This is a genomic window from Actinoallomurus iriomotensis (assembly GCF_030269445.1).
GTDB classification, from domain to species: Bacteria; Actinomycetota; Actinomycetes; order Streptosporangiales; family Streptosporangiaceae; genus Actinoallomurus; species Actinoallomurus iriomotensis.
Map to the genome: position 1 here is coordinate 158,776 of NZ_BSTJ01000003.1, position 17,409 is coordinate 176,184.

22 protein-coding genes are annotated in these 17,409 nt (G+C 72.1%); 10 read left to right on the forward strand and 12 right to left on the reverse strand.

Features of this window, described 5'->3' with window-relative positions; genetic code table 11:
• Positions 1 to 21 precede the first annotated feature (21 nt).
• Together QSK37_RS13745 and QSK37_RS13750 are read left to right on the forward strand one after the other, a co-directional pair.
• The gene (locus tag QSK37_RS13745; protein WP_285620328.1) at positions 22 to 696 is read left to right on the forward strand and encodes a response regulator transcription factor; all 675 of its coding nucleotides are present in this window, start codon (positions 22 to 24) and stop codon (positions 694 to 696) included.
• 7 nt (positions 697 to 703) lie between these two features.
• On the forward strand, positions 704 to 2,086 hold the full coding sequence (locus QSK37_RS13750; RefSeq protein ID WP_285620330.1) for a sensor histidine kinase: 1,383 nt from the start codon (positions 704 to 706) through the stop codon (positions 2,084 to 2,086).
• Here QSK37_RS13750 and QSK37_RS13755 read toward each other — a convergent pair.
• Positions 1,976 to 2,608, reverse strand: a complete 633-nt coding sequence (locus tag QSK37_RS13755) for a TMEM175 family protein (protein WP_285620332.1) — start codon at positions 2,606 to 2,608, stop codon at positions 1,976 to 1,978. The two genes, QSK37_RS13750 and QSK37_RS13755, sit on opposite strands and share 111 nt — an antisense overlap.
• Before the next feature lie 72 nt (positions 2,609 to 2,680).
• On the opposite strand from QSK37_RS13755, the gene QSK37_RS13760 reads away from it, so the two are divergent.
• On the forward strand, positions 2,681 to 4,567 hold the full coding sequence (locus tag QSK37_RS13760) for an acyl-CoA dehydrogenase family protein (RefSeq protein WP_285620334.1): 1,887 nt from the start codon (positions 2,681 to 2,683) through the stop codon (positions 4,565 to 4,567).
• A gap of 54 nt (positions 4,568 to 4,621) precedes the next feature.
• On the opposite strand, the gene QSK37_RS13765 is transcribed toward QSK37_RS13760, so the two are convergent.
• Positions 4,622 to 5,449 carry an alpha/beta fold hydrolase gene (locus QSK37_RS13765; RefSeq protein WP_285620335.1) on the reverse strand — a complete coding sequence of 276 codons (828 nt, stop codon included), beginning with the start codon at positions 5,447 to 5,449 and terminating at the stop codon, positions 4,622 to 4,624.
• A gap of 51 nt (positions 5,450 to 5,500) precedes the next feature.
• On the opposite strand from QSK37_RS13765, the gene QSK37_RS13770 reads away from it, so the two are divergent.
• The gene (locus QSK37_RS13770) at positions 5,501 to 6,052 is read left to right on the forward strand and encodes a CGNR zinc finger domain-containing protein (protein WP_285620337.1); all 552 of its coding nucleotides are present in this window, start codon (positions 5,501 to 5,503) and stop codon (positions 6,050 to 6,052) included.
• A gap of 13 nt (positions 6,053 to 6,065) precedes the next feature.
• Here the strand turns inward: QSK37_RS13770 and QSK37_RS13775 are convergent, their stop codons facing one another.
• Positions 6,066 to 6,377 (reverse strand): ArsR/SmtB family transcription factor, encoded by a 312-nt coding sequence (locus QSK37_RS13775; protein WP_285620338.1) that lies wholly within the window; start codon positions 6,375 to 6,377, stop codon positions 6,066 to 6,068.
• A 78-nt stretch (positions 6,378 to 6,455) separates the two neighbouring features.
• On the opposite strand from QSK37_RS13775, the gene QSK37_RS13780 reads away from it, so the two are divergent.
• Positions 6,456 to 6,737 carry a muconolactone Delta-isomerase gene (locus QSK37_RS13780; protein WP_285568538.1) on the forward strand — a complete coding sequence of 94 codons (282 nt, stop codon included), beginning with the start codon at positions 6,456 to 6,458 and terminating at the stop codon, positions 6,735 to 6,737.
• A gap of 26 nt (positions 6,738 to 6,763) precedes the next feature.
• On the opposite strand, the gene QSK37_RS13785 is transcribed toward QSK37_RS13780, so the two are convergent.
• From QSK37_RS13785 to QSK37_RS13795, 3 genes are all read right to left on the reverse strand, one after another.
• Entirely contained in the window at positions 6,764 to 7,120 is a 357-nt protein-coding gene (locus QSK37_RS13785) for a MerR family transcriptional regulator (protein ID WP_285568536.1), read from the reverse strand.
• 81 nt (positions 7,121 to 7,201) lie between these two features.
• Entirely contained in the window at positions 7,202 to 7,846 is a 645-nt protein-coding gene (locus QSK37_RS13790; protein ID WP_285620340.1) for a response regulator, read from the reverse strand.
• 1 nt (position 7,847) lies between these two features.
• On the reverse strand, positions 7,848 to 9,029 hold the full coding sequence (locus QSK37_RS13795) for a sensor histidine kinase (protein WP_285620342.1): 1,182 nt from the start codon (positions 9,027 to 9,029) through the stop codon (positions 7,848 to 7,850).
• Positions 9,030 to 9,358: 329 nt separating this feature from the next.
• On the opposite strand from QSK37_RS13795, the gene QSK37_RS13800 reads away from it, so the two are divergent.
• Together QSK37_RS13800 and QSK37_RS13805 are read left to right on the forward strand one after the other, a co-directional pair.
• Positions 9,359 to 10,246 (forward strand): ABC transporter ATP-binding protein, encoded by an 888-nt coding sequence (locus QSK37_RS13800; protein ID WP_285620344.1) that lies wholly within the window; start codon positions 9,359 to 9,361, stop codon positions 10,244 to 10,246.
• On the forward strand, positions 10,243 to 11,025 hold the full coding sequence (locus tag QSK37_RS13805) for an ABC transporter permease (protein ID WP_285620345.1): 783 nt from the start codon (positions 10,243 to 10,245) through the stop codon (positions 11,023 to 11,025). The genes QSK37_RS13800 and QSK37_RS13805 overlap by 4 nt, the downstream gene beginning before the upstream one ends.
• Here the strand turns inward: QSK37_RS13805 and QSK37_RS13810 are convergent.
• The 3 genes from QSK37_RS13810 to QSK37_RS13820 all read right to left on the reverse strand — a co-directional run bounded on the left by QSK37_RS13810 (position 10,995) and on the right by QSK37_RS13820 (position 13,143).
• On the reverse strand, positions 10,995 to 11,324 hold the full coding sequence (locus QSK37_RS13810; protein ID WP_285620346.1) for a MerR family transcriptional regulator: 330 nt from the start codon (positions 11,322 to 11,324) through the stop codon (positions 10,995 to 10,997). The genes QSK37_RS13805 and QSK37_RS13810 overlap by 31 nt on opposite strands.
• Positions 11,325 to 11,389: 65 nt before the next feature.
• Positions 11,390 to 11,806: an Hsp20/alpha crystallin family protein gene (locus tag QSK37_RS13815; RefSeq protein WP_285620348.1), complete on the reverse strand. Its 417-nt coding sequence runs from the start codon at positions 11,804 to 11,806 to the stop codon at positions 11,390 to 11,392.
• A gap of 191 nt (positions 11,807 to 11,997) precedes the next feature.
• Positions 11,998 to 13,143 (reverse strand): acetyl-CoA C-acetyltransferase, encoded by a 1,146-nt coding sequence (locus tag QSK37_RS13820; RefSeq protein ID WP_285568524.1) that lies wholly within the window; start codon positions 13,141 to 13,143, stop codon positions 11,998 to 12,000.
• Positions 13,144 to 13,298: 155 nt separating this feature from the next.
• Between QSK37_RS13820 and soxR the strand changes: the two genes are divergently transcribed.
• Complete coding sequence (gene soxR / locus QSK37_RS13825) at positions 13,299 to 13,769, forward strand: redox-sensitive transcriptional activator SoxR (RefSeq protein WP_285620349.1); 471 nt, start codon at positions 13,299 to 13,301, stop codon at positions 13,767 to 13,769.
• On the opposite strand, the gene QSK37_RS13830 is transcribed toward soxR, so the two are convergent.
• Entirely contained in the window at positions 13,744 to 14,559 is an 816-nt protein-coding gene (locus QSK37_RS13830; protein ID WP_285620351.1) for a helix-turn-helix transcriptional regulator, read from the reverse strand. The two genes, soxR and QSK37_RS13830, sit on opposite strands and share 26 nt — an antisense overlap.
• A 70-nt stretch (positions 14,560 to 14,629) precedes the next feature.
• Between QSK37_RS13830 and QSK37_RS13835 the strand changes: the two genes are divergently transcribed.
• Positions 14,630 to 16,009, forward strand: a complete 1,380-nt coding sequence (locus QSK37_RS13835; protein WP_285620353.1) for an MFS transporter — start codon at positions 14,630 to 14,632, stop codon at positions 16,007 to 16,009.
• A gap of 19 nt (positions 16,010 to 16,028) precedes the next feature.
• Here QSK37_RS13835 and QSK37_RS13840 read toward each other — a convergent pair whose 3' ends face one another.
• Entirely contained in the window at positions 16,029 to 16,412 is a 384-nt protein-coding gene (locus QSK37_RS13840) for a DUF1707 SHOCT-like domain-containing protein (protein ID WP_285620355.1), read from the reverse strand.
• Between the two features lie 81 nt (positions 16,413 to 16,493).
• A complete protein-coding gene (locus QSK37_RS13845) occupies positions 16,494 to 17,042 on the reverse strand; it encodes a DUF4142 domain-containing protein (RefSeq protein WP_285620357.1) in 549 nt (182 codons plus the stop codon).
• Positions 17,043 to 17,191: 149 nt separating this feature from the next.
• Between QSK37_RS13845 and QSK37_RS13850 the strand changes: the two genes are divergently transcribed.
• Entirely contained in the window at positions 17,192 to 17,359 is a 168-nt protein-coding gene (locus tag QSK37_RS13850; RefSeq protein ID WP_285620359.1) for a hypothetical protein, read from the forward strand.
• Positions 17,360 to 17,409 lie beyond the last annotated feature (50 nt).

The following is a 17,409-nucleotide window of genomic DNA, read 5'->3' on the forward strand; positions in this document are numbered from 1 at the left end:
CAGGCACGATGATGGGACCCGATGGACAGTCCACGCGTACTCGTCGTTGACGACGAACCGAACATCCGCGACCTCGTGGAGGTCGCGCTGCGTTTCCACGGCTTCGAGGTGACCACGGCCGCGACGGGTGAGGAGGCGCTGACGCGTGCGCGCGACGACGGGCCCCGGCTCATCGTGCTCGACGTCATGCTGCCCGACCTCGACGGTTTCGAGGTGTGCCGGCGGCTGCGGGGGCGCGGCGACGAGACGCCCGTCATCTTCCTCACCGCGCGGGACACCCCGACCGACACCGTCACCGGCCTGACGCTGGGCGGCGACGACTACGTCACCAAGCCGTTCTCGGTGGACGCCCTGGTCGCGCGGGTCCGCGCGGTGCTGCGGCGCTCCGGGCGTGAGCCGGTCGAGGAGATCCTCCGCGTGGCCGACCTGGAGCTGGACGAGGCCCGCTGGACCGTACGCCGGGCGGGCGCGGAGATCGAGCTGTCGCCCACGGAGTTCCGCCTGCTGGCCTACCTCATGCACAACCACGGACGGGTCCTGACGCGTGCCCAGCTCCTGGAGAACGTCTGGGGCTGGGAGCACTCGTCCTCCTCCCCCGTCGTCGAGACCTACGTCAGCTACCTGCGCCGCAAGATCGGCGCGGACCTGATCCACACGCAGCGCGGTGTCGGGTACGCGCTGCGGCCCCCGTCATGAGGTCCCGGTGAGGTCGCTCAACGCACGCCTGATGGCGGGCATGCTGGCGATCACCGCGATCGGCATGGTGCTGATGGCGCTGATCAGTACGGCGGCGCTGCGCGGCTACCTCATGCACCGGGTCGACGGGCAGCTCCAGGCGGTGCGGAAGAAGCCCGCCCTGGCGCGGGTGGGCGACAGCGTGGCCCCGGCGCGCTACATCATCCTCAACATGGCGCCGGACGGGACCGTGCGCGCGGTCAGCGGCGACGACCCCGACCCCTCGGCGGCGCTCGAACAGGCCCGGCGCATGGGCCCGGGGGTCTTCTTCGACGAGGCGGCGGGCGGCCGGACGTTCGCGATGGGCGGCATGCGCGCGGTCGCCCGGGTGGGCCCGCGCGGCCACGCCACCATCGTCGTCGCCCCGCTCGGGGAGATCCGCGCGTCGCTGGCCTGGCTGATCGTCACCGAGTTGCTGACGAGCGCGGTCATCCTCGGCGTGCTGGCGCTGCTCGGGCGCTGGCTGATCCGGCGCGGGCTCGCCCCGCTGTCGCGGATGGCCACCACGGCGCACGCGATCGCGAGCGGCGGCGACCTGCGCGCCCGCATGGAGGAGTCGCCGTCGGAGGTGGGCCAGCTGGCCGGCGCGATCAACGTGATGCTGGGCCGGATCGAGCAGGCCTTCGTGGCGCGGGTGCGCTCGGAGGCGAAGGTGCGGGAGTTCGCCGCGGACGCCTCGCACGAGTTGCGCACCCCGCTGACGACCATCCGCGGTTACTCCGAGCTGTACGAGCAGGGCGCGGTCGACGCCGATGAGGCGATGCGCCGGATCTCGGCGGAGTCCGAGCGGATGCGGCGGCTGGTCGAGGAACTACTGGAGCTGGCCCGGCTCGACAAGGGCTCCGCGCTGACGCGGGAACACGTCGACCTGGCCGCCCTCGCCCGCGACGCGGTCGCCGACGCCACGGCCGTGGAGCCGGAACGGCCGCTGACGCTGGCGGCTCCCGCGCACCTGACCGCCCTGGCCGACGAGGGCCGGATCCGCCAGGTGCTCGCCAACCTGCTGGCCAACGTGCGCGCGCACACTCCGGCCGGGACGCCCGCGACCGTACGGCTGGCCGAGCACACCGGTTCGGTCGTCATCGAGGTGGCCGACGAGGGCCCGGGAATGGCGCCGGAGGAGGCGGCACGGGCGTTCGACCGGTTCCACCACGCGTCCGGCGGCGACGGCAGCGGGCTCGGGCTGGCGATCGTGGCCGCGATCGCGGCCGCGCACGGCGGACGGGCGATGCTGCGGTCCTCACCCGGCGCCGGGACCGGCGTCCGCGTCGAGCTCCCGCGCGGCGGGCAGGTGCTCGAAGGCGTAGTAGAGCGCGGTCAGCCCGAAGAGGATCAGCGCGGCCAGCGGTGACACGAACCCGATCAGTGTCGTGACGACGTAGGCGACGAACCCGATGCCGAACCTCGGGATCGAGCGGCGTACCGTCTCCGTCTCCAGCCGCGCGTCGAGCATGCCCCGGCGGTGGCCGGCGTACCACCAGATCGCGGAGAAGCAGATCGACATCGCGATCATCAGCAGGCCGTACGCGACCATGATCGTCGTGGCGTCGCCGCCGCGCATGTGCTCGCCCAGTTCGTCGCCGACCACCTCGGTCAGGAACGGCACCGCCGCCACGAACATGAGCAGCAGCAGGTTGAGCACGAGCAGCAGGCGGTCGACCCGGAGGATGTGGTTGAACAGCGTGTGGTGGTTCAGCCACATGATGCCGATGCTCAGGAAGCTGACCACGTACGCCAGGTAGGCGGGCCAGATCTCCAGGAGCCGGTGCGCCAGCGGCCCCTCGCCGCCGGGCACCTTCAGCTCCAGCGCGAGCAGCGTGATCGCCACGGCGAACACGCCGTCGCTGAAGGCCTCGGCCCGTTTCCCATCCATGTGGGCAGTTTGTCGCATGGCCTGGCTACTGGCGGGTAGAACTCTGGAGTAACTTCCTGTGAGGTGATCTTCGTGACACACGTGGACGAACGCACCGCCCGCCGCGTGGCCGAGGAGGCCCGGCAGACGGAGTGGGAACTGCCCAGTTTCGGCAAGCAGCTCTTTCTCGGAGACTTCCGGCTGGACCTGGTCCATCCGCACCCCGAGCCCGCGGAGAACATGCGGCGCAAGGGAGAGGAATTCCTCTCCCGCGTCCGGGAGTTCTGTGAGACCAAGATCGACGCACGGACCGTCGAGCGCGAGTCCCGCATCCCGGACGAGGTGGTCAAGGGCCTCAAACAGCTCGGCGCCTTCGGGATGAAGATCCCTGAGGAGTACGGCGGGCTCGGGCTCAGCCAGCTGTACTACAACCGGGCGCTGATGCTGTTCGGCTCCGCCCACCCCGCGGTCGGCGCGATGCTGTCGGCCCACCAGTCCATCGGCGTGCCGCAGCCGGTCAAGCTGTTCGGCAGCGAGGAGCAGAAGCGCGCGTACCTGCCGCGCTGCGTGAACGAGATCAGCGCCTTCCTGCTGACCGAGCCCGACGTCGGCTCGGACCCGGCGCGGCTGCGGACGACGGCGACCCCGGACGGCGACGAGTACGTGCTGGACGGTGTCAAGCTGTGGACCACCAACGGCGTGGTCGCGGACCTGCTCGTCGTGATGGCCCGCGTGCCGAAGAGCGACGGCCACCGCGGCGGCATCACCGCCTTCGTCGTCGAGGCCGGCGCGGACGGCATCACGGTGGAGAACCGCAACGCCTTCATGGGCCTGCGCGGCATCGAGAACGGCGTCACCCGCTTCCACCAGGTACGGGTGCCCGCCGCGAACCTGATCGGCAAGGAGGGACAGGGCCTGAAGATCGCCCTGACCACGCTGAACACCGGCCGCCTGTCCCTGCCCGCCATGTGCGCCGGCGCGGCCAAGTGGAGCACGATGATCGCGCGCGAGTGGTCGAGCGCACGGGTGCAGTGGGGCCGCCCGGTCGGCGAGCACGAGGCGGTCGCGTCCAAGATCTCCTTCATCGCCGCCACGTCGTACGCCCTGGAGGCGATGCTCGACCTGTCCAGCTCGCTCGCCGACGAGGAGCGCGGCGACATCCGGATCGAGGCGGCGCTCGCCAAGCTGTACGCCTCGGAGATGGGCTTCCTCATCGCCGACGAGCTCATGCAGATCCGCGGCGGCCGCGGTTACGAGACGGCCGAGTCGCTGGCCGCGCGCGGCGAGAAGGGCGTGCCGGTCGAGCAGCTCGTCCGCGACATGCGCATCAACCGGATCTTCGAGGGCTCCTCGGAGATCATGCGGCTGCTGATCGCCCGCGAGGCCGTGGACGCGCACCTGTCGGTGGCCGGTGACATCATCGACCCCGAGGCGGACCTGCCGAAGAAGGCCGCCGCCGTTCGCCGGGCCGGCGGCTTCTACGCCAAGTGGCTGCCGACGCTCGTCACCGGCGCGGGCCAGCTCCCGACGAGCTACGCCGAGTTCGGCCCGCTGGCCAGGCACCTGCGCTACGTCGAGCGCGCCTCGCGCAAGCTGGCCCGGGCGATCTTCTACGCGGCCGGGCGCTGGCAGGGGAAGCTGGAGCGCAAGCAGGGCTTCCTCGGCCGCATGGTCGACATCGGCGCCGAGCTGTTCGCGATGAGCGCCGTCTGCGTCCGCGCGAAGGCCGACGACCGGCCGGAGGCGTACGAACTGGCCGACATGTTCTGCGCGCAGGCGCAGGTGCGGATCGGCGAGCTGTTCGACCGGCTCTGGCACAACACCGACGGCCTCGACGCCGCCTTCGCGCGACGCGTCATGGACGGCCGCTACGCCTGGCAGGAGGAGGGCGTACTGGACCCGTCCATCCCCGGCCCGTGGATCGCCGCGGCCGAGCCGGGACCGTCCAAGGTCGAGAACGTGCACCGCACGCTCGCCTGAGCCCCGCTCAGCGGGCCCGCTCTCCCCGCCGAGAGCGGGCCCGTCCGGTATCTCTCACGCGAGGAACGCGCCGAGGCGCTCCAGCACCGCCTCGGGGCGTTCCTCGGCGAGGAAGTGCCCGCAGTCCTCGATCATCGCGCCGGTCACGTCCTCGGCGTAGTCGCGCCAGACCTCCACGGCGTCGATCGTCTGGAGGAAGCTGTGCTCGCCCCACAGGGCCAGCAGCGGCATCGTCAGTTTGCGTCCGTGGTCGGCGTCGTCGTGCGCGGCGTCCACGGGGAACGCGGCGCGGTAGTCGTCGAACCCGGCGCGCAGCGCGCCCGGCCGTTCGAACGCCCGGACGTACTCGGCGATGTCCTCCTCCGGCAGCGGCGCGTACGACCAGTTGTCGATGAGGAAGCGCAGGTAGGCGTCGGGATTCGCGCCGGCGAGGAGCTCGGGCAGGTCGGGCTGGAGATGGAAGAGCCAGTGCCAGGTGCCGCGGGCGAGGTCCGCGTCCATCCGCCGCCACATCTCCCGCGTCGGGATGATGTCCATGACCGCGAGCCGTTCGATGTCGCCGGGGTGGTCCAGCGCCCAGCGGTGCGCCACCCGCGCCCCACGGTCGTGCCCGATGACGGTCGCCTTCTCGTGGCCGAGCCGCCCGATGAGCTGGTGCAGGTCCTCGGCCTTGGTGCGCTTGTCGTGACCGTCGCGCGGCATGTCGCTGCGCCCGTACCCGCGCAGGTCGGGGACCACGACGGTGTACGCGCGGCTGAGCGGGCCGACGAGATGACGCCAGCAGTGCCCGGTCTGCGGCCAGCCGTGCAGCAGGACGAGGAGCGGACCGGAGCCGCTGGACCGGTAGTACATCCGGATGCCGTTGACGGTGGCGATCGCCATCTTCTAACTCCCTTAGACGGTTATAGCCGAGTCTAACCGTACGATGGGGTTATGGGCGATTGGGTGTGGGACGGCGGACGGCTGAGCATCGACCTGCTCAACACGGTCCGCGACCGCGCGAAGACGCCACGGGAGACCCTGCCGACCCCGGACGACCTCGCCGTCTGGCTGTCGGAGGCGGACCTGCTCGCGGACGCGCACGTCGGCGAGCAGGATCTGGAGAGCGCCCGCCGCCTGCGGACGGCGATCGACACGCTGGCGTTCCCGCCGGAGGATCCGGACCCGTCGGCGGCCGACGAGGCGGTGACCGTGATCAACGCGATGGCGGCCGCGGCGCCGGGCGGCCCGCGCCTGGCACGTGACGGCGCCCGGCTGGTGGCGGTCCCGCCGGAGCCCTCGGCGACCACCGCCCTGGCCCGCGTCGCACTGGACGCCGTCGACCTGCTCACCGGCGATGAGTCACTGCGCGTCTGCGCGGCGCACGACTGCGGCATCCGCTTCGCGGACCGCTCCCCGGCCCGCAACCGCCAGTGGTGCTCGATGCGCCGCTGCGGCAACCGCACCAAGGCCCGCCGTCACTACTCCCGCTCGGCCGGACGCTGAGCCTCACCCGGCGTCACGACTGGGTCGCGCAGGCTTCCAGCACGCTGTTCAGCACCGACGGGAAGCGTTCCAGCGCCTCTTCGCGCAGGGACACGAAGCAGCGGGTGCCGTCCATGCGGTGGTACGTCAGCCCCGCTTCCCGGAGCGTCTTCATGTGGTGGCTGAGGGTCGACGGGCCGACGTCGACCTCGAAGTCGCCACGCACATGCTCTCGGCGGTCCGCCAGCACCGCCATGATCCGCAATCGGACCGGGTCGCCCAGAGCCGAGAGCACCTCGGCGAGCGACACCGCTCGCGGATCGGGATGGGAGAGCCGGCGCGCCATACGCCCAGTCTACCCCCTATATCGAAGTTCGATGATTATCGATATATGGTCGCAGGTGTAACTACTGAGGAGGAGCCCATGGAATTCCTGGTCCGTGTCGACGGCGCCCGCGTCTACGAACTCCCCGCCGACGAGAGCGCGGCGCTGATCGAACGCGAGAGGGTCCGCGGGCGTGAGCTCATGGCCGCAGGGACGATCCGCCACTTCTGGCGCATTCCCGGCCGCCGCGGCAACATCGGCATCTGGTCGGCCGCCGACGCCGACGAGCTGGAGGCGGCGCTGACCAGCCTGCCGGTCTGGCCTTACGCGGACATCGAGGTCACCCCGCTGGCCCGTCACCCGATGACCGCGGTGTCGTGAACCATGGTGCCCGGCGGGCGGCGCGGTCAGAGCGGCGGGACGCGCGACCGGCGCATCCGGGTCTGCCGTGACTCGCGTTCGGTCAGGCGTTCCCACGCGGCGTCGCGTTGGGCCTCCAGCTCGCGGACGCGTCTCTCCAGGGCCACGATGTGGCGGATGGCGGCGAGGGTGATGCCCTCCTGGGCCAGCTGGATGACGCGGCGGATGCGGCCCAGCTCATGGTGGGAGTAACGGCGGTGGCCGCCCGGCGTACGGCTGGGCCGGACCACCTCGTACGTGTCCAGACGGTGCAGGAATCGGGGTCGGGTACGGAGGATCTCGGCGGCCTGCCCCACTGAGTAGCGCGGCCGGTGTTCGTCTTCGGTGAGCATGGCGCGAGACATCGCAGCATGATCCGCGCCCCGGCGCCGCCGGCACACGCCTGCGGTTGTGAGCTCTTTACCTCAGCAGGGCCGACGGGCGTCTCACGGCCACGGGGCCGCGTCGCGGGCCAGGAGGGCCGCCTGGACGCGGTTCGCGCAGCCGAGCTTGGCCAGGATCCGGGTCATGTACGTCTTGATGGTCGTCTCGCTCATGTGCAGCCGCCGGCCGATCTCGGCGTTCGACAGGCCCTCACCCACCAGGCGTACGACGTCCGACTCGCGGGCGGTCAGGGCGGCCAGCCGTCCGGTCGCCTCCCGGCGGCGGTCCGTGGGGGTGACCATGCCGAGCACCGTACGGGTGATGGCCGGGGACAGGTACGCGTCGCCGTCGTGGGCCGCGCGGACGGCGCGGATCAGCTCGTCGGGCCCGCAGTTCTTCAGCACGAACCCGGCCGTCTCGCTGCGCAGGGCGCGCACGACGTTGGCCTCCGCGCCGAAGGAGGTGAGGACGACGCAGCGTACGCCGGGCGCGCACCGGCGGAGCTCCTCGATCGCGCTCAGGCCGTCCAGCACCGGCATGGTGATGTCGACCAGCGCGACGTCGATCCGGTGCCGGACCGCCGCCTCCACGGCCGCCCGGCCGTCCGCCGCCTCGGCGACGACCTCGATGTCGTCCGCCGACCCGAGGATGGTGCGGATGCCCGCCACGATCAGCGGTTCGTCGTCGGCGACCAGGACCCGGATCACCTCACGCCACCCCCACCAGCATGCTCATCGGCAGGACCACGAACATGAGCGCCGCGGTGGCGAACCCGAGCAGGGCCGTGCGCGCCGCACCCGGCACGGGCGTCTCGGCGCCCTCGGTCTCCGCCGCCAGAGGCAGCATCGCCACCAGCCGGAACTCCCCGTTCTCCGTCCGGTGGTCCAGGAATCCTCCGGCCGCCCGCACCCGCTCGTCCAACCCGGTCAGCCCGTGGCCGGCGCCGTCGGCGACCTGGCCCGCGACCGGATTGACGACGGTGACCAGCAGGCCGTCCGGCTCCCACGCGAGGCTCACCGTGACCGGCCGCCCCGGCGCGTGCCGGGACGCGTTGGTCAGCCCCTCCTCCACGACCCGGTACGCCGCCTGCGAGGCCTCCGCGTCCAGGGCGCGGGGCTCCCCCTGCCGCCGGGACGTCACGGCCAGTCCGGCCGACCGGAACTCCGTGACGACCTCCTCGATCGCCGACGTCCCGCGCGACCGGGCGCCCTCGCCGCGGAGCGTGCCCAGCAGCGCGTGCAGCTCGTCCACGGCGTCGCTCGCCGCCGCGCCCAGCCGCCGGACCGCCTCCCGCTGTGCCGGCGGCACCGACACCTCCAGCGCCGACGCCTGGATCGTCACGAGGCTGAGCCGGTGGCCGAGGGAGTCGTGCATGTCCCGGGCGATCCGCAGCCGTTCGCGCAGGCGTTCGCGTTCGGCGAGCAGCTCGCGCTCCCGGCGGAGCCGGCGGTTGTTGCGGTCGAGCGCCGACAGCAGCCGTTCGTGCTGGGCGAGGTAGCGGCCGACGAGCAGCGGCAGCGCGACGAACACGACGTACGCGCAGACGAAGGCCGGGATCGACCGGGGCTCGGGCGGCCGGACCAGGAGCCTGCCGGCCAGGCCGCCGAGGGCGGCGCCGACGACGGCCGCCGTACCGGCGCGGGAGACGACGCGGCGACCGGCCTGGTAGGCGGTCCACAGGAGGAGGACGTACCCGCCGCCGGCCGACACCACGAACCCCAGCGCGATCGTGAAGGTGGCGACCGGCATCCGGTGGGACAGCGCGATGACCAGCGCGAGCCCGAGCGCGCAGGCCAGGACGCCCCACAGGCGGAGCACGTTCCCGTACCCGGTGGCGAGCAGCGCCGTGTCCGCCGCGACCACGGCGGCGGCGAGGAGGTGTCGGCCCATGCGCAGCAGGCTAGGGCCTGTCTCGAAGTCCCCGTCCGTAGCGAGCGGCGTCCAGGCGGCGCGTCGCAAGGCGGAGGAGGGAGTCAGCCTGGTGTTGGCTGGCGACTCTTGCCGGGGTCCCCGCGGAAGCGTGCCGGGCGGCGGAGCCGTTCGGCACGGTTTCGTGGGGTGGGGGCGACAACGCGGCGAGGCGTCGTCTGGGCGCCGCGCAGTAGGACAGCGGGGCTTTGAGACAGGCCCTACGTGGCGCGTCCGCACCGACGTTGGTCGGCGCGATCGTCGACTTTGGAGGACTGCCTCACGGTCGCCCCGTTCCTAGCGTGAACCGGGTGATCGAAGTACGGAACCTGAGCAAGAGGTACGGCGAGACCGTCGCGGTGGAGGACCTGTCGTTCACGGTGCGCCCGGGACGGGTGACCGGCTTCCTGGGGCCGAACGGCGCCGGCAAGTCCACCACCATGCGGATGATCCTCGGCCTGGACCGGCCGACCGGCGGGCGGGCGCTGATCGACGGTGAGCCCTTCGCCCGGCTGGCCGAGCCGCTGCGCCGGGTCGGCGCGCTGCTGGAGACCACGGCCGCGCACGGCGGCCGCCGGGCCCGCGACCACCTGCGCTGGCTCGCGCGCAGCAACCGGATCCCCGAGCGGCGGACCGCGGAGGTCCTGAGGATGACCGGCCTGGAGAACGTCGCGCGTCGGCGGGTGAAGGGCTTCTCCCTCGGCATGGGCCGGCGGCTCGGCCTCGCCGCCGCGCTGCTCGGCGACCCGGCCGTGCTGCTGCTCGACGAGCCGCTCAACGGCCTGGACCCCCAGGGCATCCTCTGGATGCGGAACCTGATGCGGGACCTGGCCGCCGAGGGCCGCACGGTGTTCGTCTCCAGCCACCTGATGAGCGAGATGGCGCTCACCGCGGACCACCTCGTCGTGATCGCCGGGGGGCGGCTGCTCGCCGACACGACGGCCGCCGCGTTCGTGGCCGCGAACAGCCGTGCGTACGTGCGGATCAGGACGCCCGAGCCGGAACGCATGCGCGACGCGCTCGCCGGCGCCGGCATCGCGGCCGTCGCCGCGCCGGACGGCGCGCTCGAGGCGGAGGGCGCCGAGCCGGCGCGGATCGGCGAGCTGGCCGCCGCCCACGGGCTGGTCGTGCACGAGGTGGCCGCGCGGGAGTCGTCGCTGGAGGAGGCCTTCATGCGGCTGACCGGGGAGGCCCGATGAGCGCGGGACGTGCGGCCCTGCGGGCCGAATGGGTGAAGATCCGTACCGGCCGTTCAACGGGCTGGACCCTCGTCCTCACCTTCGTGCTCTGCGTCGGTCTCGCCGTTCTGCTGGGCCTGAGCATGCGCGGCGGCTTCGACCGGATGGACGCCGGGGCGCGGGCGAACTTCGACCCCGTCCTCGTCGGTTTCTACGGCCTGCTGATCGGCGAGATCGCCTTCGTGGCCTTCGGCGTGCTGTTCGTCGGGTCGGAGTACACGAGCGGGATGATCCGGGCCTCGCTGACCGCGGTGCCGCGGCGCGGCGTGTTCTATGGCGCCAAGATGCTGACCGGGGCGCTCACGGCGTCGGTGTTCTCTCTGGCCACCGGATTCGCCACCTTCTTCACCGCACAGGCGGCCCTGGGACCGCACGGCGTGACGCTCGGCTCGGCGGGGGCGTTGCGCGCGACGCTGCTCGCCTGCGCGCACCTGACGCTGATGTGCCTGTTCGCGATGGGCGTGGCGGCGATCGCACGGGGCACCGCGCTCCCACTCGGGATCATGATCCCGCTGCTCTTCCTAGACTCCCAGGGACTCGGCAACGCTCCGGGGATCCGTACGGTCGCGCAGTACCTTCCCGACCAGGTCGGAATGGTGATGATGCGTGCGGTCCCGGCCAGGCCGGACGCCATCGACCACCGCGCCTTCGGCCCGTGGACCGGGTTGGGCGTGCTCGTGCTGTGGGCGGCGGCCGCCGTGGTGGGCGGCTATCTGGTGCTGCGCCGCCGCGACGCCTGACCGAGCTCGGCCTCCAGCTCGGCGATGCGCCGATGGGCCGCGCGCAGCTCGCCCTCGAGCTCGAGGATGCGGCGGATGGCCGCCAGGGTCATCCCCTCGTCGGTGAGCCGCACGACGTACTGGACGAGCGTGATCTCATGGCGGGAGTAGCGCCGCTGCCCGCCGGGCGACCGGCGGGGACTCACGACCTCGTGCTCGTCGAGCCGGCGCAGGAACGCCTGCTGCACGCTGAGCATCGCCGCCACCTGGCCGACGGTGTAGAGCGCGGCCTGGCTGTCGTCGATCGGCAGTGAAGACATGATGCCCCCATCATGCACCGGGCGGGCGTCTCCCTGGAGACGCCCGCCCGGATCCCGGACCCGTCTTACTTGAGCGCCTTGCGCCCGCGGGTCTGGATCTCCACCTTGCGCGGCTTGGCCTGCTCCAGCACCGGGATGCGGACCGCCAGCACGCCGTCGTCGTACGCGGCGTCGATGGCGGACGAGTCGAGGTGCTCCGACAGGTAGACGCGCCGGGTGTAGGTGCCCATCGTGCGCTCCCGTACGAAGAGCTGCTCGTCCTCGGCGATCTCCTCCTCGCGGCCCGCGCTGACCGTGAGAACGCCGCGGTCCACGGTCACCTCGATGGAGCCGGGGTCGATGCCCGGGAGGTCGAAGCGCAGGACCACCTCGTCCTTGCGGCGGACGCCGTCCATCGGCATGACGGCGGGCTGCCGGCGGGTCATCCGGTCGAACTGGCGCTCGAACTCCTGCATGAACGGGTCGATCGACGTCAACAGCATGGAAGCCACCTCCAGGTTTGAACTCTCGTTATGAGCTAACCTCAAACTTGAGTTGTATATTTCCACGAACCTGAGCGGTAAACAACCTCTCTGTAAGGTGACATACAACTTCCCCGGACATGCCGAAGGGCGGGGTGCCTCACATGGCACCCCGCCCTTCGCGGACCGCGGCCCCGACGGGCCGCGAACACCTACACGCGCTCGATGATGGTGGCGTTGGCCTGGCCGCCGCCCTCGCACATCGTCTGGAGGCCGTACCGGCCGCCCGTGCGCTCCAGCTCATGCACGAGCTTGGTCATCAGGATCGACCCGGTCGCGCCCAGCGGGTGGCCGAGCGCGATCGCGCCGCCGTTCGGGTTGGTCTTCTCCAGCGACGCGCCGGTCTCCTTGGCCCACGCCAGCGGCACCGGGGCGAACGCCTCGTTGACCTCGAACACGTCGATGTCGTCGATCGACAGACCGCCGCGCTTCAGCGCCTTCTCGGTCGCCGGGATCGGGCCGGTCAGCATGTAGACCGGGTCCGAGCCCTCGACGACGAGGGTGCGGATGCGCGCCCGCGGCGTCAGACCGTGCTGCCTGACCGCCTCCTCCGAGGCGATGAGCAGCGCACCGGCGCCGACGGAGATCTGTGAGGCCACCGCGGCGGTGAGCTCCCAGCCGTCGCGCAGCGGCTTCAGGCCGCCCATCTTCTCCAGCGAGGTGTCCGCCCGGGCGCCCTCGTCCTTGGTCACGCCCGCGATCGGGGCGATCTCGCGGTCGAAGTGCCCGTTCTCGATCGCGTGGACCGCGCGGCGGTGGCTCTCGAGCGCGAACTGCTCGAGGTCGCCGCGCTTGTAGCCCCACTTCTCGCACATGAGCTGCGCGCCGCGGAACTGGGAGATCTCCTGGTCGCCGTACCGCTGGTTCCAGCCGTCGCCGTACGGGAAGGGCATGCCCTTCTCCAGCGCCATGGCGACGCTGGAGCCCATCGGGACCATGCCCATGTTCTCCACACCGGAGGCCACGACGAGGTCCTGGGTGCCGGACAGCACCGCCTGGGCGGCGAAGTGCACCGCCTGCTGCGACGAGCCGCACTGCCGGTCGATGGTCACACCCGGCACGCGCTCGGGCAGGCCGGCCGACAGCCAGGCCGTACGGGCGATGTCGAGGGACTGCGGGCCGACCTGCATGACACAGCCCATGATCACGTCATCGACCGCCTCGGGATCCACGCCCGTGCGCTCGACCAGTTCCTTCAGCACATGCGCACCCAGGTCGGCCGGGTGCACCGCCGCCAGCGCACCCTTTTTCGTGCCGACCGGGGTACGGACCGCTCCGACGATGTACGCCTCGGCCACGTCGCCTCCCAAAACTCTCGTTACGGGTTCCGTCCCAACCAACCGAACCTTATTCGGTCAGTACGAGGTTACCTCGCCCCGCCCTCTCGTCCATGTGACTCTGCTCTCCCGCTCGGCGCAAACCTCGACCAATGGTGAGCTTTAGGCTGTGCGCCATGGACAACCCACCGCCGGACGCGCAGGAGCTCACCGTCGGCCAGGTGGCCGGCCGCAGCGGCGTGGCCGTCTCCGCCCTGCACTTCTACGAGAGAAAGGGCCTGATCCACAGCCGTCGAACGGCGGGCAACCAGCGCCGGTACCCGCGCGACGTGCTCCGGCGGGTGGCGTTCATCCGGGTGTCGCAGCGCGTGGGCATCCCGCTGAGCGACATCCGGGAGGCGCTCGCCGAGCTGCCGGAGGGCCGCACGCCCACACCCCGCGACTGGGCCCGGCTGTCCGCCGCCTGGCGGGGCGAGCTCGACGCGCGGATCGCCCAGCTCCAGCGGCTCCGTGACGACCTGACCGGCTGCATCGGCTGCGGATGCCTGTCCCTGCGCCACTGCCGGCTGTCCAACCCGTACGACCGGCTCGGCGCCGAGGGACCCGGGCCCCGCCGCCTGCTCACCGACGAGCCGCCAGCCTCCTGAGCGCCTCCGCCGACTCCTCGTTCGCCGGCAGGTGCGCGGTGAGGACCTGGCCGGGCCGCCCGACGCACTCCAGCTTCACGTAGTCGAGTTCGAGCAGACCGACGTCCGGATGCCGGATGCGTTTGCGCGCCGGCTCGTGCCCGCGTACGTCGTGAGCGGCCCACAGGTCGCGGAACTCCGCGCTGCCCGCCAACAGCGCCTCGGTGAGCGCGTGCATGCGCGGGTTGGCACCCTGTTCGGCGGTGCAGGCGCGGAACTTGGCCACCATGGAGCGGGCGTCGGCCGCCCAGTCGACGATCCGCTCCCGCATCGACGGCTCGTTGAACATCAGCCAGATGACGTTCCGCTCGCCGGCCGGCCGCTCGTCGTAGTCCGCGATCAGCGCCGCCTGCGCCCGGTTGTAGGCGATGACGTCCCAGGTCTCGTTGGCGATGTAGGCCGGGTGCGGGTCGAGCGAGTCCACGAACGCCCGCATGGCCGGGTGCACGTCGGCCCGCTCGTTCGCCGGCTCGGGCACCTGTCCCGCGAGCGTGCGAATGTAGTCGCGCTCGGCCGGGGAGAGCTGGAGGGCGCGGGCGAGGGCGTCGAGTACCTGGCCGCTCGGCGTGACGTCCCGTGCCTGTTCGAGCCAGGTGTACCAGGTGGTGCTGACCCCGGAGAGCGTGGCGACCTCCTCGCGGCGCAGCCCCGGCGTGCGGCGGCGCCCGACCCGGGGCAGCCCGACGTCCTCGGGCGTCAACCGCTCCCGGCGAAACCTGAGGAAGGTGGCGAGCTCGGTACGGCTCGACATAGACCGGTACTCCTTATACCCGGATAAAGCCCATCTGGTACCCGTTTAACCTCTGCCCCATCGTGGGGCCATGGCCGTTCTCGCACAAGCCCCCGCATCCGCTCCCGTACGTCCCTGGCCCGCGCTGATCGCGGCGTACGCGGGCGTCTTCCTGACCATCAGCGACCTGTTCAAGGTGCTCGTGGCGGTCCCGGCGATCCAGCGGGCCCTGGACGCGTCGCCCGCGGTGGGCCAGTGGATCCTCGCCGGGTTCCAGCTGACGTACGCGGTGGCGCTGGTGACCGGCGGCCGGCTCGGCGACCGGTACGGCCGGCGGCGGGTCTTCCTCACCGGGATCGCGGTGTTCACCCTCGCCTCCGTCGCCAGCGGCCTGGCGCCCTCCGCGGGACCGCTCATCGCGGCACGCCTCGTCCAGGGCGTCGGCTCCGCGCTCGCCCTGCCGCAGGCCTTCTCCCTGGTACAGGTGCTGTTCGCGCCCGAGCGACGGGACCGGCCGTTCGCGGTGATGGGCGCGGTACTGGGCCTGTCGTCCGTGGTCGGCCAGGTCCTCGGCGGCGTGCTCCTGCAGGCCCTGCCGTGGCGGTCGGTGTTCCTGGTCAACGTGCCGGTCGGACTGGTGATCCTCGTCGCGGCCCGGCGACTCATGCCCGAGTCGCGCGCCGCCGGGGCCGGGCGGGTCGACGGACCCGGCACGGCACTGCTCAGCGTCGCGCTGGTCCTGCTCGTCCTGCCGCTGATCGAGGGACGCCGGCTCGGCTGGCCGGGCTGGACCTGGGTGTGCCTGGCCGCCGCGCCGGTCGCCCTCGCGGCGTTCGCGCTCATCGAGCGCCGGGTGCCCGCGCCACTGGTGGACCTGCGGCTGTTCCGCGACCGGGCGTTCACGCTCGGCGCCGTGACCGTGCTCGCCTGGTACGTGATGGTCAACGCGTTCAACTTCGTCATGGCCCTTGAGCTGCAGGACGGGCTGCGCCTGTCCGCGATCCGGGCCGCGCTGGCCTTCGTGCCGTTCGCGGTGGCGTTCCTGCTCGGCTCGCTCGCGGCCGGCCGCCTCGCCCCGGTGTTCGGCCGCAGGCTGCTGGTCGCCGGGGCGCTGGTCGCGGCGGCCGGGTTCGGCGTGCTGCTCGCCGAGACGTACACCACGGTCTCGATCATGGCGGCGACGGTCGTGCTGGGCGCCGGCATGGGCCTGGTGCAGACGCCACTGCTCAACGTCGCGCTCAAGGGCGTACGGGAGGAGCACGTCGGCACCGCGTCCGGTGTGCTGTCCACGGCGCAGCAGGTCGGCGGCTCGGTCGGGGTGGCGCTCGTCGGCGTCGTCTACTTCCGCGCCGTGCCGCACGGCTGGGCACACGCGTTCGCCGCCGGGTGCGGCTTCGGGCTCACCCTCGTGCTGGTCGGCCTCGTCCTGCTCCTGGCCCTCCCCCGCGCGGAGTCGACCGGCAGGGCCTGAACACGGGCCGGCTCGCTCGTCACCTGACTCGGCGCGTCCGCGGGATCCGCCGTCCGCCGTGCGCGCGTCTGACCGCGACGAGCACGATCAGCCAGACCGGGAAGGCGAACTTGAAGTGACCGGCCACCGCCACGCCCGCCAGGACCACGGTCGCGAGCGCGGCCACGCCCGCCAGCCCGATCCATCGCATCCGCGCCGCCGACCAGGCCGCCTCGCCTGGTGCGGCCGCCACCGGCAGGTCGGCGGTCAGCGCACGCAGGTCGCCGAGGGTCCGAGCCGAGGTCGCCGCCGTGCTCCGCTCGTCGAACTCCTCCATGGTGAGCCGCCCCTGCGCGTAGTGCTCGCGCAGGAGGTCCAGGACCTCGTCACGGTCGCGGTCGGCGGCCCGAAGCGCGTCGTTCATGCCCTCCATCCAACCCCGCGGCGCGCGGCGGCGTCATCGACCGCTCGGTGGGAAAAGTCCTCCACCGTGGGGTGGAGCGGCTCAGCCGACCGGGTTGGCCCCGCGCAGCATCGTGAGGTGTTCGCGCAGCGCCGGCAGGGCGGTACGGGCGAGGGCGATCACCGCGGGCGACGAGCCGCCGCGCACCTCCTCCTCCGTGCGGGCCAGGGCCTTCACGTGGGCGTCGATCACCACGTTCACGAAGTCGCGGTCGAACCGGCTGCCCGTCTCCTTCTCCAGCCGCTGGGCGACCGCGAACTGTCCGGCGCGCCGGCTCCGGGGCAGGCCGGCGCCCAGTGCGTTCGCCACGTGAAGCAGTTTCGCGTCCAGCGCCGCATGCTCGGCGGCGAGCACGCGGCCGGCGTGCCGTACGGCGGCGGTGACGCCCTTGCGCTGGGCGAGCCCGCCGTACTGGACGTCCGCGAGGTCGTCCTGGTGAGTGGCCGTCAGCCAGGCGCGGTCGGCGTCCGACGCCGGGGCGTCCGCCGGGACCGTGACGGCCGCCTCGCGTCCGGTACGGCTCGTGCCGCACGCGCCCAGCACGCCCAGCACGAGCGCCATGGCCATCGTCGAGTGCACGGGACGTGCCACGGAGCCTCCCCCCTCTCACCGGCGGCCTCCCGCCGGTGTCCCCTCCCCCGCCGGTGCCCGTTCTCGGCGACCGGCAATCACCGAGATCCACTCAGACCGCGGTGAACGGCTACGCTGGTACGGGCTCAGCGCACCAGAGGAGAGAGCCGTTGAGTGGTCTCGTCACACTGGCACTGCTGGCGATCCTGGGAGCGTTCATCGTGACCAGGATCATGCGTCGCATCGGCTTGGGCATGTCACGCAACAGCACGTTCGGGTTCATGTTCGCGTTCGTCGTGCTCGTGCTGATGCTCTGGGGTCAGTCCTTCCGTTCCTGATTCGCTCGAACTCCCGGCGCGCCGGGCGCGTCATATCCGATGCCCAGTCC

Coding starts and splice junctions, on each gene's coding strand:
- QSK37_RS13780 (WP_285568538.1), top strand. CDS start 6,456: ATGGAATTCCTGGTCCGTGTCGACGGCGCCCGCGTCTACGAACTCCCC.
- QSK37_RS13835 (WP_285620353.1), top strand. CDS start 14,630: ATGGCCGTTCTCGCACAAGCCCCCGCATCCGCTCCCGTACGTCCCTGG.
- soxR (WP_285620349.1), top strand. CDS start 13,299: ATGGACAACCCACCGCCGGACGCGCAGGAGCTCACCGTCGGCCAGGTG.
- QSK37_RS13745 (WP_285620328.1), top strand. CDS start 22: ATGGACAGTCCACGCGTACTCGTCGTTGACGACGAACCGAACATCCGC.
- QSK37_RS13840 (WP_285620355.1), bottom strand. CDS start 16,412: ATGAACGACGCGCTTCGGGCCGCCGACCGCGACCGTGACGAGGTCCTG.
- QSK37_RS13765 (WP_285620335.1), bottom strand. CDS start 5,449: ATGGCGATCGCCACCGTCAACGGCATCCGGATGTACTACCGGTCCAGC.
- QSK37_RS13810 (WP_285620346.1), bottom strand. CDS start 11,324: ATGTCTTCACTGCCGATCGACGACAGCCAGGCCGCGCTCTACACCGTC.
- QSK37_RS13785 (WP_285568536.1), bottom strand. CDS start 7,120: ATGTCTCGCGCCATGCTCACCGAAGACGAACACCGGCCGCGCTACTCA.
- QSK37_RS13805 (WP_285620345.1), top strand. CDS start 10,243: ATGAGCGCGGGACGTGCGGCCCTGCGGGCCGAATGGGTGAAGATCCGT.
- QSK37_RS13815 (WP_285620348.1), bottom strand. CDS start 11,806: ATGCTGTTGACGTCGATCGACCCGTTCATGCAGGAGTTCGAGCGCCAG.
- QSK37_RS13830 (WP_285620351.1), bottom strand. CDS start 14,559: ATGTCGAGCCGTACCGAGCTCGCCACCTTCCTCAGGTTTCGCCGGGAG.
- QSK37_RS13795 (WP_285620342.1), bottom strand. CDS start 9,029: ATGGGCCGACACCTCCTCGCCGCCGCCGTGGTCGCGGCGGACACGGCG.
- QSK37_RS13755 (WP_285620332.1), bottom strand. CDS start 2,608: ATGGATGGGAAACGGGCCGAGGCCTTCAGCGACGGCGTGTTCGCCGTG.
- QSK37_RS13770 (WP_285620337.1), top strand. CDS start 5,501: ATGGGCGATTGGGTGTGGGACGGCGGACGGCTGAGCATCGACCTGCTC.
- QSK37_RS13775 (WP_285620338.1), bottom strand. CDS start 6,377: ATGGCGCGCCGGCTCTCCCATCCCGATCCGCGAGCGGTGTCGCTCGCC.